General features: G+C 70.1%; 13 protein-coding genes. 3 read left to right on the top strand and 10 right to left on the bottom strand.

Annotation, left to right across the window (positions count from 1 at the left end):
• Positions 1-1,860 precede the first annotated feature (1,860 nt).
• On the top strand, positions 1,861-3,507 hold the full coding sequence (locus tag WMF17_RS34995; RefSeq protein ID WP_437597673.1) for a cell wall anchor protein: 1,647 nt from the start codon (positions 1,861-1,863) through the stop codon (positions 3,505-3,507).
• Positions 3,508-3,601: 94 nt separating this feature from the next.
• Here WMF17_RS34995 and WMF17_RS34990 read toward each other — a convergent pair whose 3' ends face one another.
• From WMF17_RS34990 to WMF17_RS34950, 9 genes are all read right to left on the bottom strand, one after another.
• Positions 3,602-4,612 (bottom strand): UDP-glucuronic acid decarboxylase family protein, encoded by a 1,011-nt coding sequence (locus tag WMF17_RS34990; protein ID WP_437645344.1) that lies wholly within the window; start codon positions 4,610-4,612, stop codon positions 3,602-3,604.
• Positions 4,609-5,706 (bottom strand): CgeB family protein, encoded by a 1,098-nt coding sequence (locus WMF17_RS34985; protein ID WP_437597671.1) that lies wholly within the window; start codon positions 5,704-5,706, stop codon positions 4,609-4,611. Before WMF17_RS34985 ends, WMF17_RS34990 begins: the two co-directional genes overlap by 4 nt.
• Positions 5,703-6,839: a CgeB family protein gene (locus tag WMF17_RS34980; RefSeq protein WP_437597670.1), complete on the bottom strand. Its 1,137-nt coding sequence runs from the start codon at positions 6,837-6,839 to the stop codon at positions 5,703-5,705. The genes WMF17_RS34985 and WMF17_RS34980 overlap by 4 nt, the downstream gene beginning before the upstream one ends.
• Positions 6,836-7,972 carry a CgeB family protein gene (locus WMF17_RS34975; protein ID WP_437645342.1) on the bottom strand — a complete coding sequence of 379 codons (1,137 nt, stop codon included), beginning with the start codon at positions 7,970-7,972 and terminating at the stop codon, positions 6,836-6,838. The genes WMF17_RS34980 and WMF17_RS34975 overlap by 4 nt, the downstream gene beginning before the upstream one ends.
• A 3-nt stretch (positions 7,973-7,975) precedes the next feature.
• The gene (locus WMF17_RS34970; RefSeq protein ID WP_437597668.1) at positions 7,976-9,163 is read right to left on the bottom strand and encodes a glycosyltransferase family 4 protein; all 1,188 of its coding nucleotides are present in this window, start codon (positions 9,161-9,163) and stop codon (positions 7,976-7,978) included.
• The gene (locus WMF17_RS34965; RefSeq protein WP_437645340.1) at positions 9,156-10,460 is read right to left on the bottom strand and encodes a TIGR04295 family B12-binding domain-containing radical SAM protein; all 1,305 of its coding nucleotides are present in this window, start codon (positions 10,458-10,460) and stop codon (positions 9,156-9,158) included. Before WMF17_RS34965 ends, WMF17_RS34970 begins: the two co-directional genes overlap by 8 nt.
• The gene (locus tag WMF17_RS34960; RefSeq protein ID WP_437645339.1) at positions 10,457-11,578 is read right to left on the bottom strand and encodes an SDR family NAD(P)-dependent oxidoreductase; all 1,122 of its coding nucleotides are present in this window, start codon (positions 11,576-11,578) and stop codon (positions 10,457-10,459) included. Before WMF17_RS34960 ends, WMF17_RS34965 begins: the two co-directional genes overlap by 4 nt.
• A complete protein-coding gene (locus tag WMF17_RS34955; RefSeq protein WP_437597664.1) occupies positions 11,575-12,693 on the bottom strand; it encodes an NAD-dependent epimerase/dehydratase family protein in 1,119 nt (372 codons plus the stop codon). Before WMF17_RS34955 ends, WMF17_RS34960 begins: the two co-directional genes overlap by 4 nt.
• 445 nt (positions 12,694-13,138) lie before the next feature.
• Complete coding sequence (locus WMF17_RS34950; RefSeq protein ID WP_437645338.1) at positions 13,139-13,705, bottom strand: DUF1003 domain-containing protein; 567 nt, start codon at positions 13,703-13,705, stop codon at positions 13,139-13,141.
• A 247-nt stretch (positions 13,706-13,952) separates the two neighbouring features.
• Here WMF17_RS34950 and WMF17_RS34945 point away from each other — a divergent pair, with 247 nt between their 5' ends.
• Together WMF17_RS34945 and pssA are read left to right on the top strand one after the other, a co-directional pair.
• Positions 13,953-14,309 carry an antibiotic biosynthesis monooxygenase family protein gene (locus tag WMF17_RS34945; protein WP_437480252.1) on the top strand — a complete coding sequence of 119 codons (357 nt, stop codon included), beginning with the start codon at positions 13,953-13,955 and terminating at the stop codon, positions 14,307-14,309.
• A 200-nt stretch (positions 14,310-14,509) separates the two neighbouring features.
• The gene (gene pssA / locus WMF17_RS34940; RefSeq protein ID WP_437597662.1) at positions 14,510-15,427 is read left to right on the top strand and encodes a CDP-diacylglycerol--serine O-phosphatidyltransferase; all 918 of its coding nucleotides are present in this window, start codon (positions 14,510-14,512) and stop codon (positions 15,425-15,427) included.
• On the opposite strand, the gene WMF17_RS34935 is transcribed toward pssA, so the two are convergent.
• The gene (locus WMF17_RS34935) at positions 15,403-16,170 is read right to left on the bottom strand and encodes a thaumatin family protein (protein ID WP_437597661.1); all 768 of its coding nucleotides are present in this window, start codon (positions 16,168-16,170) and stop codon (positions 15,403-15,405) included. The genes pssA and WMF17_RS34935 overlap by 25 nt on opposite strands.
• Positions 16,171-16,267: the final 97 nt, after the last annotated feature.

The raw sequence follows: 16,267 nt of genomic DNA, 5'->3' as shown, positions 1-16,267 counted from the left end.
AAGTCGCCGCCGCCAGTCCCGCTGGTCCCGCCAGTCCCGCTGGTCGTGGAGCCGCCCGCGCCGGCTCCACCCGTCGGAGCACCGCCGCCCGTACCGGCGACTCCGCTGGTCGCGGAAGCACCGCTGGTCGCGGAGCCTCCACCCGTGGTGACCCCCCCGCTCCCGCTCGATGTCCCGCCGCCTGTGCCCGGAGCGTCTCCCCCGGCACCGCCGGATCCTATTTCCGAAGAGCAGCCAGGGAAGTTCAAGAGGGCGAGGACGGGAATCGCGAGAGCGGCTAATTTGCGCGAGGCACGAGAACGGACAGGCATGAAGGCCTCCATGTTTCGAGTGCAGTGCCGGAATGCGACACGCGGTGCATGACACGTACTACGTGACACGCGGGATAACCGCGGTGTTTATAGCAGACGATAGTGAAATCTGTGCGTTTTTTCGCGTTTGTGACGCTGTTTTCGTGATGTGTGCGAATTTGCGGTGTGACTATGCCAATGGCACGTGAACGAGAAGTCTCAGGGCGCGGTGCGATTCATTCGCCGTCAAGCCGAGGACCCGTGAACTGAGCTATGAGAGCGGCGCGCCCGAGGCCTGAGGGAGCAAGTCCCGGATCTGGCTATGCGCTCCGCGCGAGCACGAACTCTCGCTTCCTCGCTGTGTTCTCTGCAGTCGCCTGCGGTGGGCGGACGTCGCTCGATGAGGAGAATTTCTTCCCGGACGACGCCTCCGGTCCAGCCGGGTCCGGAGGGAAGAGCCTCGGAGCCGGTGGTCTGGGAGCTGGCGCAGCGACGCAGCTGTCCGTCACGGTGGCCTCCTTGGTCTGCTTCGGGCCGGTCTCGTCGTGCTGGATCATCTCCGAGATTTCCCGCTGCCGGCACACCCGCCGCCTCGCTGAAGGCGGGCATGTTGGGCACGGCACAGTCCGCGCCGGGGGTCTCCACCCCGACCAGCGTGGTGCCCCCGCCGCCCGTCGGGTCCGAGCCGCCGACGCCCGCACCGCTCGTCGAGGGACCGCCCGTTCCCGAGGTCACGCCACGGGTGCTACCGCCGCCGGCGCCGGCCACGGACGACGTGGTGCCAGCCGACGAAGAGCCGCCGGTCGGGCTGCCGGTGCTGGTGGTGTCATCCTCATCGACTGTGATGCCGCCATCGCTGGGGCCGCACGCGACGAGCAGGGGCAGGAGGGCCGTTGGGGGGAGAGGTTCGGAGAAGGTTGGCCGGAACGACATCACCAGACGCCCATTCCCAGCGGAGGGCGCTTCGATCACGCTTATCGCTGGGAATCGTACGACCGAGCGGGCAGCGTTTGGTTAGAATGCAAATGTTCAGCAAAGTTGTAGTCGATGAGATCCATCCGGATCGTCTCCGGGCCTCGCGCACGTCAAGCTCGTGGGGACCTACGAGAAGGGGAGCGGCGTCACGACGCTCGCGGTCCCGCCACTTCGGTTCGCCGCGTCACACTTCCTCGCGCAGCGATCCGGCTTCTTTTATTTACGCGCCGTTTGCAGCGCTGGTTCGGCGACGTCCCCGTGGAGATCTTCGTGAATCCCGCCGCGCCGTCCGCGAGTGCTGGGCCGCCGAGCACCAGCGCGGGCGGCCGTCCACCGCGCACACGCTCGCCACGGGCTTTCTGGTACTTGGATCTCCGCTCCTCCCCGGCGTCGATTCCTATGTGGGTCGTGTAGGTGCCAGTGTGACCGTGCAGATCCAGGGTAAATGACGCTCTCATGAGCTCACCCACCCCCGGATGGTCCGCAGTCGGCGTCACCCGGGTTGCGCCATGTGTCTTTTGTGGTTTAGTCTCCTCTCCCTTATCGAGCCGCTTGACTGAAGAGCTGCTTAACAATAACCGAAAGGAAACCGACGTTGAACTTGACGAATCTCGGCGCCAGAGCCTGCGTCGTTGGCGCGATCTCGCTGCTTGGATGGGCCGGTTGCGCCTCCCCCGATCCCCAGGGCACGGACCTCGAGGGCGACATCGTCGGTGAGGTGGGCGAGGCCGTTCAACCCCTCTCGACTGTAACCTTCCGCTCCAGCTCGACAGCGACGGCGAAGAACGTGACCTCGTTGGCCGTCGCGAGGCCGGCGGGCGTCGTGCAAGGCGATGTCCTGATCGCGCGCGTCGCCAACCGGAACCACGTGGAGGCGGTGATCGCTCCGCCGGCGGGATGGACGCTGCTCCGCTCGGATCAGAGCGCGTCCGCCATCAAGTCATGGGTCCTCTGGAAGGTGGCGACAAGCGCGGAGCCCGCGAGCTACTCCTTCGGCTTCGACGTCTCTGCCTACGTGGCGGGGAGCATCGTGGCTTTCAGCGGCGCCGATCCCGCGAACCCGATCGACGCGGTGAGCGGCCAGAAGAACGGCAACTCGGCGACCCTGGCCGCGCCCGCGGTCACCACGACGGCGGCGAACGGCGTCGCGGTCTGGTTCGGCACGCAGGTCTGGGCGGGCTCGGCCTGCCCGGCGAGCCCGATCCAGCCGCCCTCGGGCTTCACCGAGCCCTTTGACACGTGCCTCCTCTCGTCGTCCACGGGTCTCCTGTTCGACGCGGCGTACGCGCAGCTCGGCGCTGCGGGCGCGCAGCCGGCGTGGAGCGGCACCTCTCCGTTCCCCAACACGAACACCGCGCAGGTCATCACGCTGAGGCCGGCCGGCGCCCCGAGCTGCTCCGCGGGCGATACGTTCGCGAGCACCTACACCACGCTCGGGAAGCTGGCCTCGACCGACATCGTCGAGGTGTCCGGGCTCGCCGCGAGCCGCGTCAACCCGGGCATCCTGTACGCGCACAGCGAGAACAACGCGAACTTCGTGGCGATCAACAAGACCGACGCCGCCCTGGTCGTCGGGAACTACGTCGCCGGCGTGCTCCCCTGGGACTGGGAGGACATCGCGACCGGCCCGTGCCCTGCGGGGAGCTGCATCTTCATGGCAGACATCGGCAAGAAGAGCGGGCATCCGCCGCCCGAGCCGACGACCTTCGCCGTGTACCGCATGCGGGAGCCGAACCTCGCCGCGGGTGAGACGAGCGGCACGGTGTCTGGCGACAGGTTCCCCTTCCAGTATCCGGACACGCCGCAGAACGCGGAGGCGCTCATGGTGCACCCGACGACGGGGGACATCTACGTCGTCACGAAGGTCGGCACCACAGGGCTCAGCAAGGCGTACAAGTTCCCCAAGCCGCTTCCGGCGCCCAACACCATGTCCACGCTGATTCACGTGGCAGATCTCCAGATACCCCTGGGCGCGGACGAGAACGCCCGGTCGGTCACCGCCGGGACCATCCATCCGTGCGCCAACCGCTTCCTGCTGCGCACCTACCGGGCCGTCTACGAGTACCGAGCGCCTGCCGGAGGGAGCTTCGAGTCAGCCTTTGCGGCGTCGCCCGTCGCGCTCACCGACACGGTGGAGGGGCAAGGCGAGTCCATCGAATACGATGCGGACGGCTCCGGATATTTCACAATGACCGAGAGAGAAGCCGCGCCGTACCCGCTGAAGCGCGTCGCTCGCCAGTAGGACGAGACAGAGGACCACACAGCGGATCTCGGCGAGATGGCCGGGTGATTCGACAGGATTCAGCTCAGCCGCTCCCGGCCTGCCTCGATCCAGCTCAGCCGTTGGCGGCCCGGGGCAGCGGCGTGTCGCTCTCCGACCCCGCCAGCGCAGGCGCGTGACGGGCCAGCCCGAGCGCGCTCCGGAAACCCTCGATCGTCCGGCGCAGGCCCACCCGCAGCGGCACCTTCGGCTCGAACCCGAGCACCTGCTTCGCATGATCGATGACCGGCTGCCGCTGCCGCGGATCGTCCTGCGGCAGCGGGCGGAACGCGATCCGGCTCCGGCTCCCGGTCAGGTGAATCACCTCCTCGGCGAGCTCCAGCACCGTGAACTCCTCGGGGTTACCGAGGTTCACAGGGCCCGTCTCGGTGGGGTGCTCCATCAGCCGGACGATCCCCTCGACGAGATCGTCCACGTAACAGAAGCTCCGGGTCTGGGCGCCGGCGCCGTAGACCGTCAGATCCTCGCCCCGGAGCGCCTGGACGATGAAGTTCGACACCACGCGCCCGTCGTCGAGCGCCATCCGCGGACCGTAGGTGTTGAAGATCCGCGCCAGCCGCACCTCGACGCCGTGACGACGGTGGAAGTCCATCATCAGCGACTCGGCGCAGCGCTTCCCCTCGTCGTAACACGAGCGGATCCCGACCGGGTTCACCGAGCCCCTGTAGCTCTCCGGCTGCGGGTGGACCTCGGGATCGCCGTAGACCTCGCTCGTCGACGCCTGGAAGACCCGCGCCCCGCGGCCCTCGGCGAGCTTCAGCGCGTGGAACGTGCCGACCACGTTGACCAGCGTGGTCCGCACCGGATCGCGCTGGTAATGGGGTGGGCTCGCCGGCGAGGCGAGGTTGTAGATGCGGTCGACCTCGACGTCGTACGGTCGGGTGACGTCGTGCTCCACCAGCCGGAAGCGGCGATGGGGAAGGAGGTGAGCGACGTTGACCCGGGATCCGGTCGAGAGATCGTCGAGCGCGACGACCTCGTGGCCGTCGCGGATCAGCCGATCACAAAGGTGGGAGCCGACGAAGCCGGCGCCCCCGGTCACCAGGATGCGCAGCGCAGCGCTCATGTCTCACTGACCTCCTTTCCCTGCTCCTCGAGGAGCTCCCGGGCGTATCTCTCCAGCGCTTCGGCGCGGTGCGCCGCGGTGTGCCGGGCGAGCACGCGCCCGCGCGCCCGCTGCCCGATCGCGATCCGCTCCCGCTCCGGGAGCTCGCGGAGCAGGCGGAGCGCCTCCTCCGGGGAGCGGGCCACGAGGATCTCCTTGCCCGGCTCGAAGAGCTCGGCGAGCCCCGGCCAGTCGTCGCTGATCACCGGCACGCCGCAGGCCGCCGCCTCGAAGAGGCGCACGCTGGGGGAGTACCCCGCCTCGAGCATGTCCCGCCGCGTGACGTTGAGCGTGAAGCGCTGCGCGCCGTAGAAGCCGCGGTGCTCGCCCGGCGGGATGTGATCCGCCCTGTCGACGTTCGCCGGCCAGCCGATGTCCGCCGGGTACTGCGGCCCCGCCACAGCGAAGCGGCCCTGCGCCCAGCGGCGCGCCGGCTCGACAAGGAGGCGATCCAGCGTGGGCTGGCGATCGGGGCTGTAGGTGCCGAGATAACCGAGATCCCACCGGGGCGAGGTGCGCTCCGGGAAATACTCGTCCGGATCCACGGAGCAGTAGAGCGGGCGCGCCCGCTTCGCCCCGTAGCGGCGCTCGAGCCTTTCGAGCGTGGGGCCGCCGGTGAACGAGAGGTACAGGTCGTAGCGCGGGATCAGCGCCGGAGACAGGTACTCTGTGTCGCCCCGCTCGAGCTTCCTGAGCGTCACCGGCGTGTCGATGTCGTAGAACGCGGTCTTCCCGCGCGCCGCCTCCGTCACCCAGGCGCCGACCTCGACCCCGTCGGGCACGTAGGAGCCGACGACCACCAGGTCCGCGTCGCGCACCGCGTCCCCGAAGCGCGCGCGGAGGTCGTCGAGCCCCTGGTAGAGCTCGGTCCGGCCGTACGGCGGGCGCGGCAGATCGCGGTTCTCCGCGTAGAACCAGAGATCCCGCTCGAGGAACAGCGCGCGGTGCCCGCGCTCCGCCAGCCGCTTGAGGAGCCCGCGGTAGGTCGTCGCGTGGCCGTTGCCCCACGACGAGGTGATCGACAGGCCCAGGAAAACGAAGGAGATGGGCCTCACGGCGCGACCGCGGTGAGGGGTGCGTCGTCGGGGCGGGCCAGCAGCGCTTCGACCTGCTTCGCCCGCTCCGCGTAGGTGTGCTCGGCCAGCACGCGCCGCTTCGCCGCCTGGCCGATGGCGCGGGCCCGCGCGGGCGTGAGCGCCCGGAGGAGCTCCGCGACCTCGTCGCCGCTCCTGGCGACAAGCACCTCGCGCTCGGGCTCGAGGAAGAGCTCGATCCCCTCCCACGCGTCGGTGATGAGGCACGCGGCCGCGCCCGCGGCCTCGAAGACCCGGGTCGCCGGGGAGAATCCCACCGACGCCATGCTGTCGCGGGCCACGTTCAGCACCGCGCGGGCGCTCGCGTTGAAGGCGTTGTGATCGGCGGTGTAGACGTGCCCGACGTACCGGACGTTCGGGGGCATCGCCTTGTCCTGCCAGCCGCTGCCGCCGAGCAGGAACCGGAGCTCGGGGAGCGCGGCCGCGGGCCGCAGGAAGAACTCCTCCACGCGCCGCTCCCGGTCCGGGAGGCGGTTGGCGAGGAGCGCAAAATCACAATCAAATCGAGGACTTGATGCAGTTTCGAAGTGCGTCTCGGGGTCGAGCGCGTTGGGGATCGGCACGCAGCGCCGGGCGCCGAGCGCCTCGTAGCCGCGCACCACGGGGTCGCCGCCGCCGTAGGTGAAGACCAGGCTGTAGCGCGGGATCTGGGCGCGGAACGGCTCCGACGGGCTCGCGCGGACCCGCTCGAGCGTGGCCGGGGCGTCGACGTCCCAGAAGACGGTCGTCAGCCCCGGCCGCTCGAGCGCGGCGACCTCGGCCTCGAGGAGCTCGTCGAAGACGCCGACGCCGCTGGCCTTGACGACCACGTCGGCGCTCCTCGCCTGCTCGATGAGCCGCCTGGGCTCGGCGGCGTCCGCGCCGGAGTAGACAACCACGCGGGCCCACGGCGGATCCTCGATGTCGCGGTGCTCCTGTCGGTCGTAGGCGTCCGGCTCGTAGAAGGTGACCCGGTGCCCTCGCGCGGCGAGGGCGCGGATGATGCCGCGGTAGTAGGTGGCGGCTCCGTTCCAGTAGGCGGAGACGAGGCTCGATCCGAAGAAGGCGATGTCGAGCTGTCGACTCGAGGTCGGGCGTTGGTTGTGTCGATTCATGACGTGGCTCGCTGGGTTGTGATGGCGGGCACGGTGAGATCGACCTCGATACCGAGGTCGGCCGAGATGCAGAGGAGCTCGTCGACGCGGTGGGCGCAGGTGTGGCGGGCGAGGACCGTTTTGCGCCCCCGCTCCGCCAGCTCGGCGGCCATGGCGGGCTCGGCGAGGAGGGCCGCGAGGTGCTTCTTCATCTCCGCGCCGTCCCGCGCGACGAGGTAGTCGAGGCCGGGCGAGAACAGCGCTTCCGCGTCGCTCCACGGGGAGCAGACGAGCGGGATGGCGCAGGCCATGGCCTCGAACGGCCGGATGGTCGGGATGCCCGGGAGCGACGCGACGTAGGGCCGCCTCGGCACGTGGACGGTCACCCTCGCCCGCGCGAAGGCGTCGGGCGCGCGGTGGTTGGGGAGCCAGCCGCGGTGCTCGATCCCGGCCGCCTCGAGCGCGGCGCGGGCGTGCTCGGGGTAGCGCACCCCGTGCACGCGGGCGGAGAGGCCGAGAGCGCGCGCCGGGCCGATCAGGAACTCGTCGAGCTCGCGGGTGCGCTCCTCGTCGCCCCAGTTGCCGATCCACACGAGGTCGCGCTCGGGCTGGAGCTCGCGGCGCGGGCGGAAGACCCGGGTGTCGGCGGCCTCGTGCCAGATGAACGCCCGGCGGGCCCAGCGGCGCTCGAGATAGATGTCGCGGATCACCCGGCCGAAGGCGAGGACGCCGTCGTAGTGGGTGAGGTCGTAGCGGGTCATGGCCCCGGGGTCGGTGACCGACCGGTGGTGCGTGTCGTGGAAGAGCAGCCGGTACGACGCGCCCGTCCGGTGGGCGCCGATGCGGGCGACCAGCTCGGGCTCGCTCCACTCGTGGACGATCACCAGCGCGGCGCCCTCGAGCGCCTCGTCCAGGTCGAGCGAGGCGAGGTCGTAGCGGATCGGGTCGACGTGCGGATAGACCTCCCGCACCTCGCGCAGCGGGGCCTCGCCGTGATCGGCGACGAGGTTCTGGAGGCTCCACGCGCCCCGCGGCTCGAAGACGACGATCTCGTGCCCGCGCTCGGCGAGCTCGGTGACCACGCCCCGGAGGAAGTGCGCGTTCCCATGATTCCAGTCGGACAGCAGCGAGTGGCAGAACAGGGCGATGCGCATGGCTCACTCGTCTCCCGCGGCGGCCGCCGCGGCGGTGTTCGACGTCTCGCGCGTCTCGCGCGCCGGCGAGCGCTCGTTCCTGGAGCTGTCCCGGAGGAGCTCGCCGTAGAGGTGCAGGTAGCTCCGGGCCATCCGCCGCGGCGAGAAGTCGAAGGCGCGGGCGCGGGCGCGCGACGCCATCTCCTGGCGCCTGCCGGGATCGTCGATGAGCGCCTGGAGCGCGCTCCGGAGGGCCGCCGTGTCGCCGGGATCCACGTAGAGGGCCGCGTCCCGCCAGACCTCGCGCAGGCTGGGGATGTCGCCCAGGACCAGGGCGCAGCCGGAGAGCGCCGCCTCCAGGACCGACAGGCCGAAGGGCTCGTAGCGGGCCGGATGCGCGTAGATCGACGCGCGGGCGAGCGCGGCGGCGACGCCGGACGGCGAGAGCACGCCGAGGGGATGCAGCGACGGGATGGGCCGCGCGCCCCCGCCGGGGTGGACGTCGCTCCCGGCCACCTGGATGGGCCAGGGCAGGTGAGGGGCCACCTCGCCGAGGGCCGCGATGTTCTTGGCCTGGTCCCAGAGCCGCCCGATCGCGAGGAGGAGCCCTTCCTTCGGGCGCGGGGCGAACCGGTCGGGAGCGACGGCGTTGGGGATCACCACCGTCCGGGCGCCCCGGAAGGACGCGAGCGCGCCGTGATGGCGCACGAGGGCGTCGAGCATCGCCTGGGTCGGCGCCACGACCGCCGACGCGGCGGCGAGCCCGCGGGCCACCTCGCGGCGGTAGCGATCGTACTGCGGCGGCGCCTCCCCGCCGAGGACGGCGGCCCACCAGGAGAGGACGCACGAGTGGGCCACCACGAGCTTCGGGGCGCGGAAGCCGAGGGCGCCGTGCGCGTAGCCGTTCAGGTGGATCACGTCCGGGCGGGCGCGCTCCTCGACCTCGAGGAGCCAGTCCCCGGCGCGCGCGACGTCGTCCCAGGGATCGTCCATCCACTCGAGCCGGAAGGAGCTCTCGACGACGGAGAGCCCGGGCACGCGGCCGGCGGCCTCGCGCTGGGGCGCCGAGAGCGGCCCGCCCATCGTGGCGAGCGACGTCCGGACCCCGCGCTCCGCGAGCGCGCGCGCGAGCTCGATCGCGTAGGAGAAGACGCCGCCGAGCGTGTCGGCGGTCATCAGGACGGAGCCGGGGGCGCGCAGGGCGTCAACCATGGCCGGGCGCGGCGAGCTCCAGCTCCGAGAGCGGGAGAGGACGGCTCTCCTGGAGGTCGCTGAAGTGGTCGAACTGATCGAGGTAGTGCGTGACCGAGCGCTCCCACGCCTGATCGTCGGGGCTGCCCCAGCGCATCGTGTAATCGGGCGAGCCCGGGTAGGGGAACATCGGCACCGGCTCGTTCGCCCACACCCCGTGCTGCCGGAGCCGCTCCCGGAAGGCGGTGACGTCCGCGGGGTCGTCGGTCCGCGACTGGATCAGGTTCGCCTGGACGAAGGGGACGCTCTTCTTGGCGTGGATCAGGAGGTCGCTGAGCTGCTCGGTCGAGAGCTTGCAGTGCTTCGCAAGGAGGCTCCTCCCCTCCTTCGTGATGCTCTCCACCCCCGCCTCGATCGAGACGCACCCCGCTTTCCCGAGCAGATCGAGCGACTCTCGGTTCCAGTTGTCGATGCGCATCTGGACGCCGAACGACACCGGGCGATCCACGAGCGCCTCGAGCAGCGGGCGGTCGGGGAGGAAGATCTCGTCGATGAAATAGACGTAACGGACGCCCTGCGCGATGAGCCCATCGAGCTCGTCGAGGAGCGCCGGGAGAGGGCGCTTGCGGTAGCGATCGCGGAAGCTGTCCTTCGCGCAGAAGGTGCAGTGGTACGGGCACCCTCGGGACGCCTCGACCTCGGCGCCCGGCCCGACCGGCGTGCTGTCGAAGCGGTGGTGGTGGTGGGCGTGGCGCGCGATCGTCGCCGCGTCCCAGCGGAGGGCCGGGAGCCGGCCCATGTCGGACGCGTGCGGCCCGCCCTGGACGCGCGCCTCCTCGCCTTCCACGTACGCGATCGAGGCGATCTCGCCCCACCGCGCGCGGGGGGGAAGATCGGCGAGCTGCACGAGCACCTCCTCGCACTCGCCCATCACCACCGCGTCGACAGCGAGCTTGCGCAGGGTGGCGCGGGGGGTGGTGGAGGCGTGGGGGCCCACGGCGAACCGGAGGCCCGGCAGGTCGCGCAGCGCGTGGAGCGTCTGCTGGGGGACGCGCAGTTCGGGCGGGGCGCAGCGCCAGAAGAGGTAGCTCGGCGCGGTGGTCACCACGATGGCGTCGGGGCGGAGCGCGGCCACCTCGTCGCGGACGGCGTCCTGCGACAGATTCCGGGCCTGGGCGTCGACGATCGTCGCCTCGTGCCCCGCGGCCGCGAGCAGCGCCCTGGCGTAGCCGTACTCGAGGGGCAGGTGGGGCTCGCGGCAGCCGAAGTAGATGCTCCCCTCGAAGCTCCAGGGCGGGTTGACGAGCGCGAATCTCACCCGGCGCCCTCCATGCGGAGCTCCTCGGTCGCCTGGCCGGCGGCGGCCTTGCCGGCGCCGTGCATCTCCCGCAGCCAGCCGTACAGCTTGCGCACGCCCTCGCGCGACTGGACGCGCGGCCACCACCCCGTCACGGCGTTGAACCGGCGGCAATCCGAGACGTAATAGCGCTGATCCCCGGGCCGCCACGCCTCGAAGCCGGTCGCGGGGCGCTTGCCGTCGAGCTCCTCGATGAGATCGAGCAGCTCGAGCAGGCCGAGGGTGTTCTCCGGGCCCCCGCCGATGTTGAACGCCGACGCCGAGATCTGCCGGATGTGCTTGCGGGCGAGGAGGAAGGCGTCGACGAGATCGTCGATGAACAGCACGTCCCGGACCTGCATCCCGTCGCCGTAGAGGGTGATCGGCTCGCGCCGGAGCGCCTGGAGGAGGAAATGAGCGACCCACCCCTGGTCCTCGGTCCCGAACTGGCGAGGTCCGTAGATGCAGCTCATCCGGAACACCGCCGCGGGGAGCCCGAAGGTGCGGGCATAATCGATCACGTACTGGTCCGCCGCGCCCTTCGAGCACCCGTACGGGCTGTGGAAGTCGAGCGGGCGGGCCTCCGAGATCCCGGAGGCGCGGAGCTCCGGGTCCTCGGGCTCATGGTGCCGATCCCTGCACCGGAGCGGGACGTCGGGGAGGCCGCCGTACACCTTGTTGGTGGACGTGAAGAGGAGCGGCGGCGGGGCGCTCTCTGCGCGGATCGCCTCGAGGACGTTGAGCGTCCCCCGGGCGTTGATCTCGAAGTCCTCCACCGGCTGGACCAGGCTGGTGGTCACGGCGACCTGGGCGGCGAGATGGAAGACGCTGGAGGCGCGCCGGACCGCATCGGCGACCGCGCCGGCGTCGCGCACGTCGCCGGTGATCAGCGTGACGCGGTCGCCGTGGACCCGCTTCAGCCAGTCCACGTTGCGCGCCACGGAGGGGCGCGAGAGGTTGTCGAAGAGGATCACCGACTCTCCCGCCAGGAGCAGGCGGTGGGCCACGTTCGACCCGATGAAGCCGGCGCCGCCGGTGATCAGCGCCGGGCGCGCCGGCTCCCTGGCCGCACCGCTGGAATCGCGACCCACGGCGCTCATACCGTGAGCCCCCGGGACTCCAGCTCGGCGCGGGCCTGGGCGACAGCGTCCTTCGCCACCTGCCCCTCGAGCCAGCCGGCGAGATCGCGCAGCCCGTCCTCGAGGGTGACCTGGGGCTCATACCCGATCTTGCGCTGCGCCGCGCTGATGTCCGCGAAGCAGTGCCGGACGTCGCCCAGGCGCGATTTTCCGGTGATCTCGGGGTCGATCCCGTCCTTCCCCATCACCTTGCCGACGTGCTCGGCGACCTCGCGCACGGTTGTCGATCGCCCGCTGCCGATGTTGAGCACCTGGCCCACCGCGGCGTCGGCGCCGAGGACCCGGACGCAGGCGCGCGAGATGTCGGCGACGCTCACGAAATCGCGCCGCTGCAGCCCGTCCTCGAAGATGAGGGGCGGACGATCGTTGAGGAGCCGGGAGGCGAAGATGGCGAGGACGCCGGTGTACGGGTTGGAGAGGGCCTGGCGGCGGCCGTAGACGTTGAAGAAGCGGAGGGCGACGGTCGGGATGCCGTAGGCGCGCCCGATCGTGAGGCAGAGCCGCTCCTGGTCGTACTTGGAGAGCGCATAGACGGACTCGAGCGCCGGCGCCTTGGACTCGGGGGTCGGGACGGGCACGAGCGCCTCCCCCGCCTCGCTCCGGACCTCCCAGTCGCCGCGCTTCAGCTGATCGAGCGGGCGGCTCGTGCCGGGGATGACCGCGCCCGAGGCGGTCCGGTAGAGCCCCTCGCCGTACACGCTCATGCTGGAAGCGACGATGAGCCGGGCGACCGGCCTCTCGGCGATCTCTTCCAGGAGCATGGCGGTGCCGACGTTGTTGACCGAGGTGTACTCCTCGATCTTGTACATGCTCTGTCCGACCCCGACCCTGGCCGCGAAGTGGTACACGACGTCCACGCCGCGCAGCGCCGACTTCACCGCGCTCCGGTCGCGGACGTCGCCCACGATGAGCTCGACTTCCGGGTTCAGGTACGCCGGGCGCCGGCGCTCGGGGCCGTGCACCTGGGGGTTGAGGCTGTCGAGCGCCCGGACGCGATACCCTTGACGCAGGAGCTCGTCGGCGACGTGCGAGCCGATGAACCCCGCTCCACCGGTGATGAGGACGTGACTGGCCATATTCCTCTGGGTCGATGGTCAATGCGTGGCAAAACGCCACGAACCTGAGTGAAAGAGGCTAGGCTAGGCTGGATAACGAGGTGCCCTCACAGCGGCACCGCGCCCGGACGGCTCGCTGCGCCCGTGTCCAATTATGTCCAGTGCGGACATCGTATAATCGACGCCCCGGACGCCATCCGATTAACACTTAACTCACGTGCTTGCAAGAGTGGTTTGTGAGAGATGCAAAAAGATCCCGCGCAGTACGAGCTTGCAATCACGCTGGCGAGCGTCCGAATCCCGACAAGGCCTTCGGGGATTTCACGGACAGTCTTCAGGGGTATCGGTACCCAATCTGTACCAGACAAGCGAGGTGCGCGGGGGCTGCGGGCGGTGGAGGTCTCGTCACCTCACCTCGCGGCGATGTCAGGCGCGACCGGCGCTTTCTAGGGAGAGCCCGTATTGACTACTCCTTCACGTCCCGCTGCGCGCGCTCGATCTCCTCCAGCACCACCTCGGGGTGGACATCCTTCTTGAGCTCCTCGAGGTGCGGGTCGCTGTCCCGGGGCACCTCGAGGTGCCTGGAGATGCCGTCGACGAGCTCGATGAGACGGGTGACCTCGTGCTCTGCCAGGAGGTTGATCTGGAGATCGAGATCGGCGCGTTTGTCGGCGAGCGCCTGCATGCGGTTCTGGCTGATGAGCACGAACGTCGAGAGGAAGATCGCCTCGACCGACGCGATCATCGCCAGCATCACGAACGGGAACGGATCGAACGGCTTGACGCCCGGGATGACGCCCGTGTTCACCACGAGCCAGCCCCCGAAGAGGACGGCGTGGAGGAAGACGAACGTCATGCTCCCCGTGAACCCGGTGATCGCGTCGGCGAGGGTCTCCTGGAAGCCCTTGTTCCGCTCGAGCTCCTTCCGTACCTGCAAGAGCGCCTGGATGTTCCGGCGCACGACGCCCTCGACCTCGGAGCGGTCGAGCCCCTCTCCTGTCGGGACGTCGCGAGCCGTCTCGGAGTCGTTCATGACGGGACCTCCCGAGATGAGGGCTCCGAAAGGCCGATCTGTCAATCCAATTTCGGCGGAGTTGCCACTCCGGACGTGGCCGGTTGCATGCCGCAGACTGCGTTGCGATGAGCTCTGAGAATTTCCAAGATAATTTGCAGCGAGCGGGGGCAACGTGCGAGGCGGGGACCCCGCAAAGGGGGGAGCGCTGCTAAGCTCGCCGCCGCCCGCGCCGGCGCGGGCCCCCGGGTACCAGCAAGGAGGAGCCATGATCGTCGTCACCAACCGCATCCCCGTCGCCGAGGGCCATGAGGCCGATTTCGAGGACCGCTTCAAGAACCGGGTCCATCTGGTCGACCGCGCGCCCGGCTTCATCCGGAACGAGGTGCACCGGCCGAAGCCGATGAAGCTGGACCACGCGACCGGCGCGTGGAGCCCGGACCCGGACGCGCAGGGGTTCTACGAGGTCAAGACCTGGTGGCAGTCCATGGACGACTTCATCGCCTGGACGAGGAGCCCCGCGTTCGCGGAGGCGCACCGGAACCGCGCGCCGAAGGAGATGTTCGCGGGGCCGAGCAAGATCGATATCCACGAGGTGTTCCTCAGCACCGATCTGCAGGGCTAGCGACCCGAGGATCCGCCAGGGGGCGCCTGCGCGGCTGCGCGCGCTCCCGCCTGCGCGGCTGCGCGCGCTCCCGCCTGCGCGGCTGCGCGCCTCCCGGCTTGAAGGCGCGTGGCCTCGTGTACTACGAGGCCGGGCGAGCGGGCTCGTCGCGCCGCGGGTCGAGATCCGCGCGGCGCTGGTGCCCCGCCGACATCGCCATCATGTCAGATTTCAATCCAGGAGGACGGGGCGCCGGCGTCGAGCGCTTGTGCCCCGCGAGCTCACGATCGGGCCAAGGCGCGGGTCTCGAGCGACCGCGCGGCGAGACGACGCGGCCGCTGAGCACCCCCAGGAAGACGCTGTTTCTCCTCCCCAACCTGATCACGCTGTCATCCATCTTCTGCGGCTTCGACGCGGTACGGCTCTCGGCGTCCGCGCGGTCCGACGACGACTTCCAGCGCGCCGCGCTCCTCATCCTGTTCGCGATGCTCCTCGACGCGCTCGACGGCCGCGTCGCGCGGATGACCAGGACCGAGAGCGCGTTCGGGCGGGAGCTCGACTCGCTGGCCGATCTCGTCTCGTTCGGCGTGGCCCCGGCCGTCCTCGTGTACCAGTGGGCGCTGCACCGTCTCGGCCTCGCCGGCGTGCTCGGCGGGTTCGTTTTCGCGGCGTGCGGCGCGATCCGGCTCGCTCGCTTCAACGTCATCTCCATCCGGGAGGCGGGCCGATCGTCGACGCCGCCGCGGTACATCGTCGGCCTCCCCGTCACCGGCGCGGCCGGGATCCTTGTCGCGATCGTCATGGAGCATGGCGTTGCGGACGGGCGGCTCGGGGGCGCCGGCGCCGCGCCGGCCGTCCTCGCGACGACGCTGCTCCTCTCGCTCCTGATGGTGTCGACCCTCCGGTTCCGCTCGTTCAAGGATCTCCGCCTCGACGCCCGCACCGCGCTGTCGGTCGCGCTCGTTGTCGGCTCGAGCGCGATCATCTCGGCCCGCTGGGCGCCGGCGTTCGTCGTTGTCTGGCTGATCAGCGCCTACGTCCTGCTCGGCGTGGCCGAGTTGCTCTGGCGCCTCCCGGAGCGGCGGCGCGGCGAGCGGGGATGTGAGGGAGCAGGTCAAGGGCAAAACACGATGTCGTAGTCTTCCCCGGCGCAGGCGGCCATCGACTCCTGGTCGTCCCCGGACCAGGAATACGCGTCCTTGCATTGCTCTTCGAAGTACGCGGCCACGGGGTTCGTGGGATCATCCCGGTCGGGGCTCACGCAGGAGATCGTCGCGCCGCTCGCGTCCTTGTGGTGACCCACCTCCGGGCACCGCGCGAGCAGGCTCTCCGGGCATGACAGCGTCCGGCAATCCGGCAGGTCGACGGGCACGATCGCCATGGGGAGGTTGTGCGCGTCCACGTGGCTGATGTTGTACCAGTCGAAGTCGTTGAAATCGGTGTTGAGGGTCATCTCGGCCAGCGTGTGTCGGCCCCCGCCGGGGTCCGACCCGGCATACGCCCAGTAGCGTAGCGACGACAGCGGCTCCTCGCTTGTGCCCACGTCGCGGCACGCGAACTGCCCCGGGTCGAGCTCCCCGCCATCGATGAGGCTCCCCAGGAACTGGAGCGGCTTGTCGCACTTGTTGACGAAGGCCAGGGTGGACTTCCCGTCCCCGGGGGTGCGGCAATCGACCTCGACCGGATTGCTTGTCGGCTGGCCTGTCGACGAGCTGCTGGCTTCGCTCGACGAGGCTCCGCCGGTCGAGCTGGACGCAGAGCTCACCGAGGTGGATCCGCCGCTCGCCGCGCCGGAGGAGGCGTCCTGCTCGGCATCCGCGCAGCCGGCATCCAGCAGCGCAAAGGTGAACAGTGCGGCCGCAATTTTCCAATGTTGCGACATGACGGGTCTCCCTTGCGCTTCGGTGGAGGAAGGAGGATACAGAAAGCTCAGTCCGCCGAGAAGCGGTGAGTTCACCCCGTTCTCGCCCGAGCGCCAC

It is taken from the genome of Sorangium sp. So ce362 (assembly GCF_051519845.1).
Lineage (GTDB): Bacteria > Myxococcota_A > Polyangia > Polyangiales > Polyangiaceae > Sorangium.
The sequence above is the reverse complement of the archived record's forward strand: the minus strand, read 5'-3'. Positions and strand labels throughout refer to the sequence as shown.

Coding starts and splice junctions, on each gene's coding strand:
- WMF17_RS34955 (WP_437597664.1), bottom strand. CDS start 12,693: ATGGCCAGTCACGTCCTCATCACCGGTGGAGCGGGGTTCATCGGCTCG.
- WMF17_RS34950 (WP_437645338.1), bottom strand. CDS start 13,705: ATGAACGACTCCGAGACGGCTCGCGACGTCCCGACAGGAGAGGGGCTC.
- WMF17_RS34935 (WP_437597661.1), bottom strand. CDS start 16,170: ATGTCGCAACATTGGAAAATTGCGGCCGCACTGTTCACCTTTGCGCTG.
- WMF17_RS34975 (WP_437645342.1), bottom strand. CDS start 7,972: ATGCGCATCGCCCTGTTCTGCCACTCGCTGCTGTCCGACTGGAATCAT.
- WMF17_RS34960 (WP_437645339.1), bottom strand. CDS start 11,578: ATGAGCGCCGTGGGTCGCGATTCCAGCGGTGCGGCCAGGGAGCCGGCG.
- WMF17_RS34980 (WP_437597670.1), bottom strand. CDS start 6,839: ATGAATCGACACAACCAACGCCCGACCTCGAGTCGACAGCTCGACATC.
- WMF17_RS34945 (WP_437480252.1), top strand. CDS start 13,953: ATGATCGTCGTCACCAACCGCATCCCCGTCGCCGAGGGCCATGAGGCC.
- WMF17_RS34970 (WP_437597668.1), bottom strand. CDS start 9,163: ATGGTTGACGCCCTGCGCGCCCCCGGCTCCGTCCTGATGACCGCCGAC.
- pssA (WP_437597662.1), top strand. CDS start 14,510: ATGTCAGATTTCAATCCAGGAGGACGGGGCGCCGGCGTCGAGCGCTTG.
- WMF17_RS34990 (WP_437645344.1), bottom strand. CDS start 4,612: ATGAGCGCTGCGCTGCGCATCCTGGTGACCGGGGGCGCCGGCTTCGTC.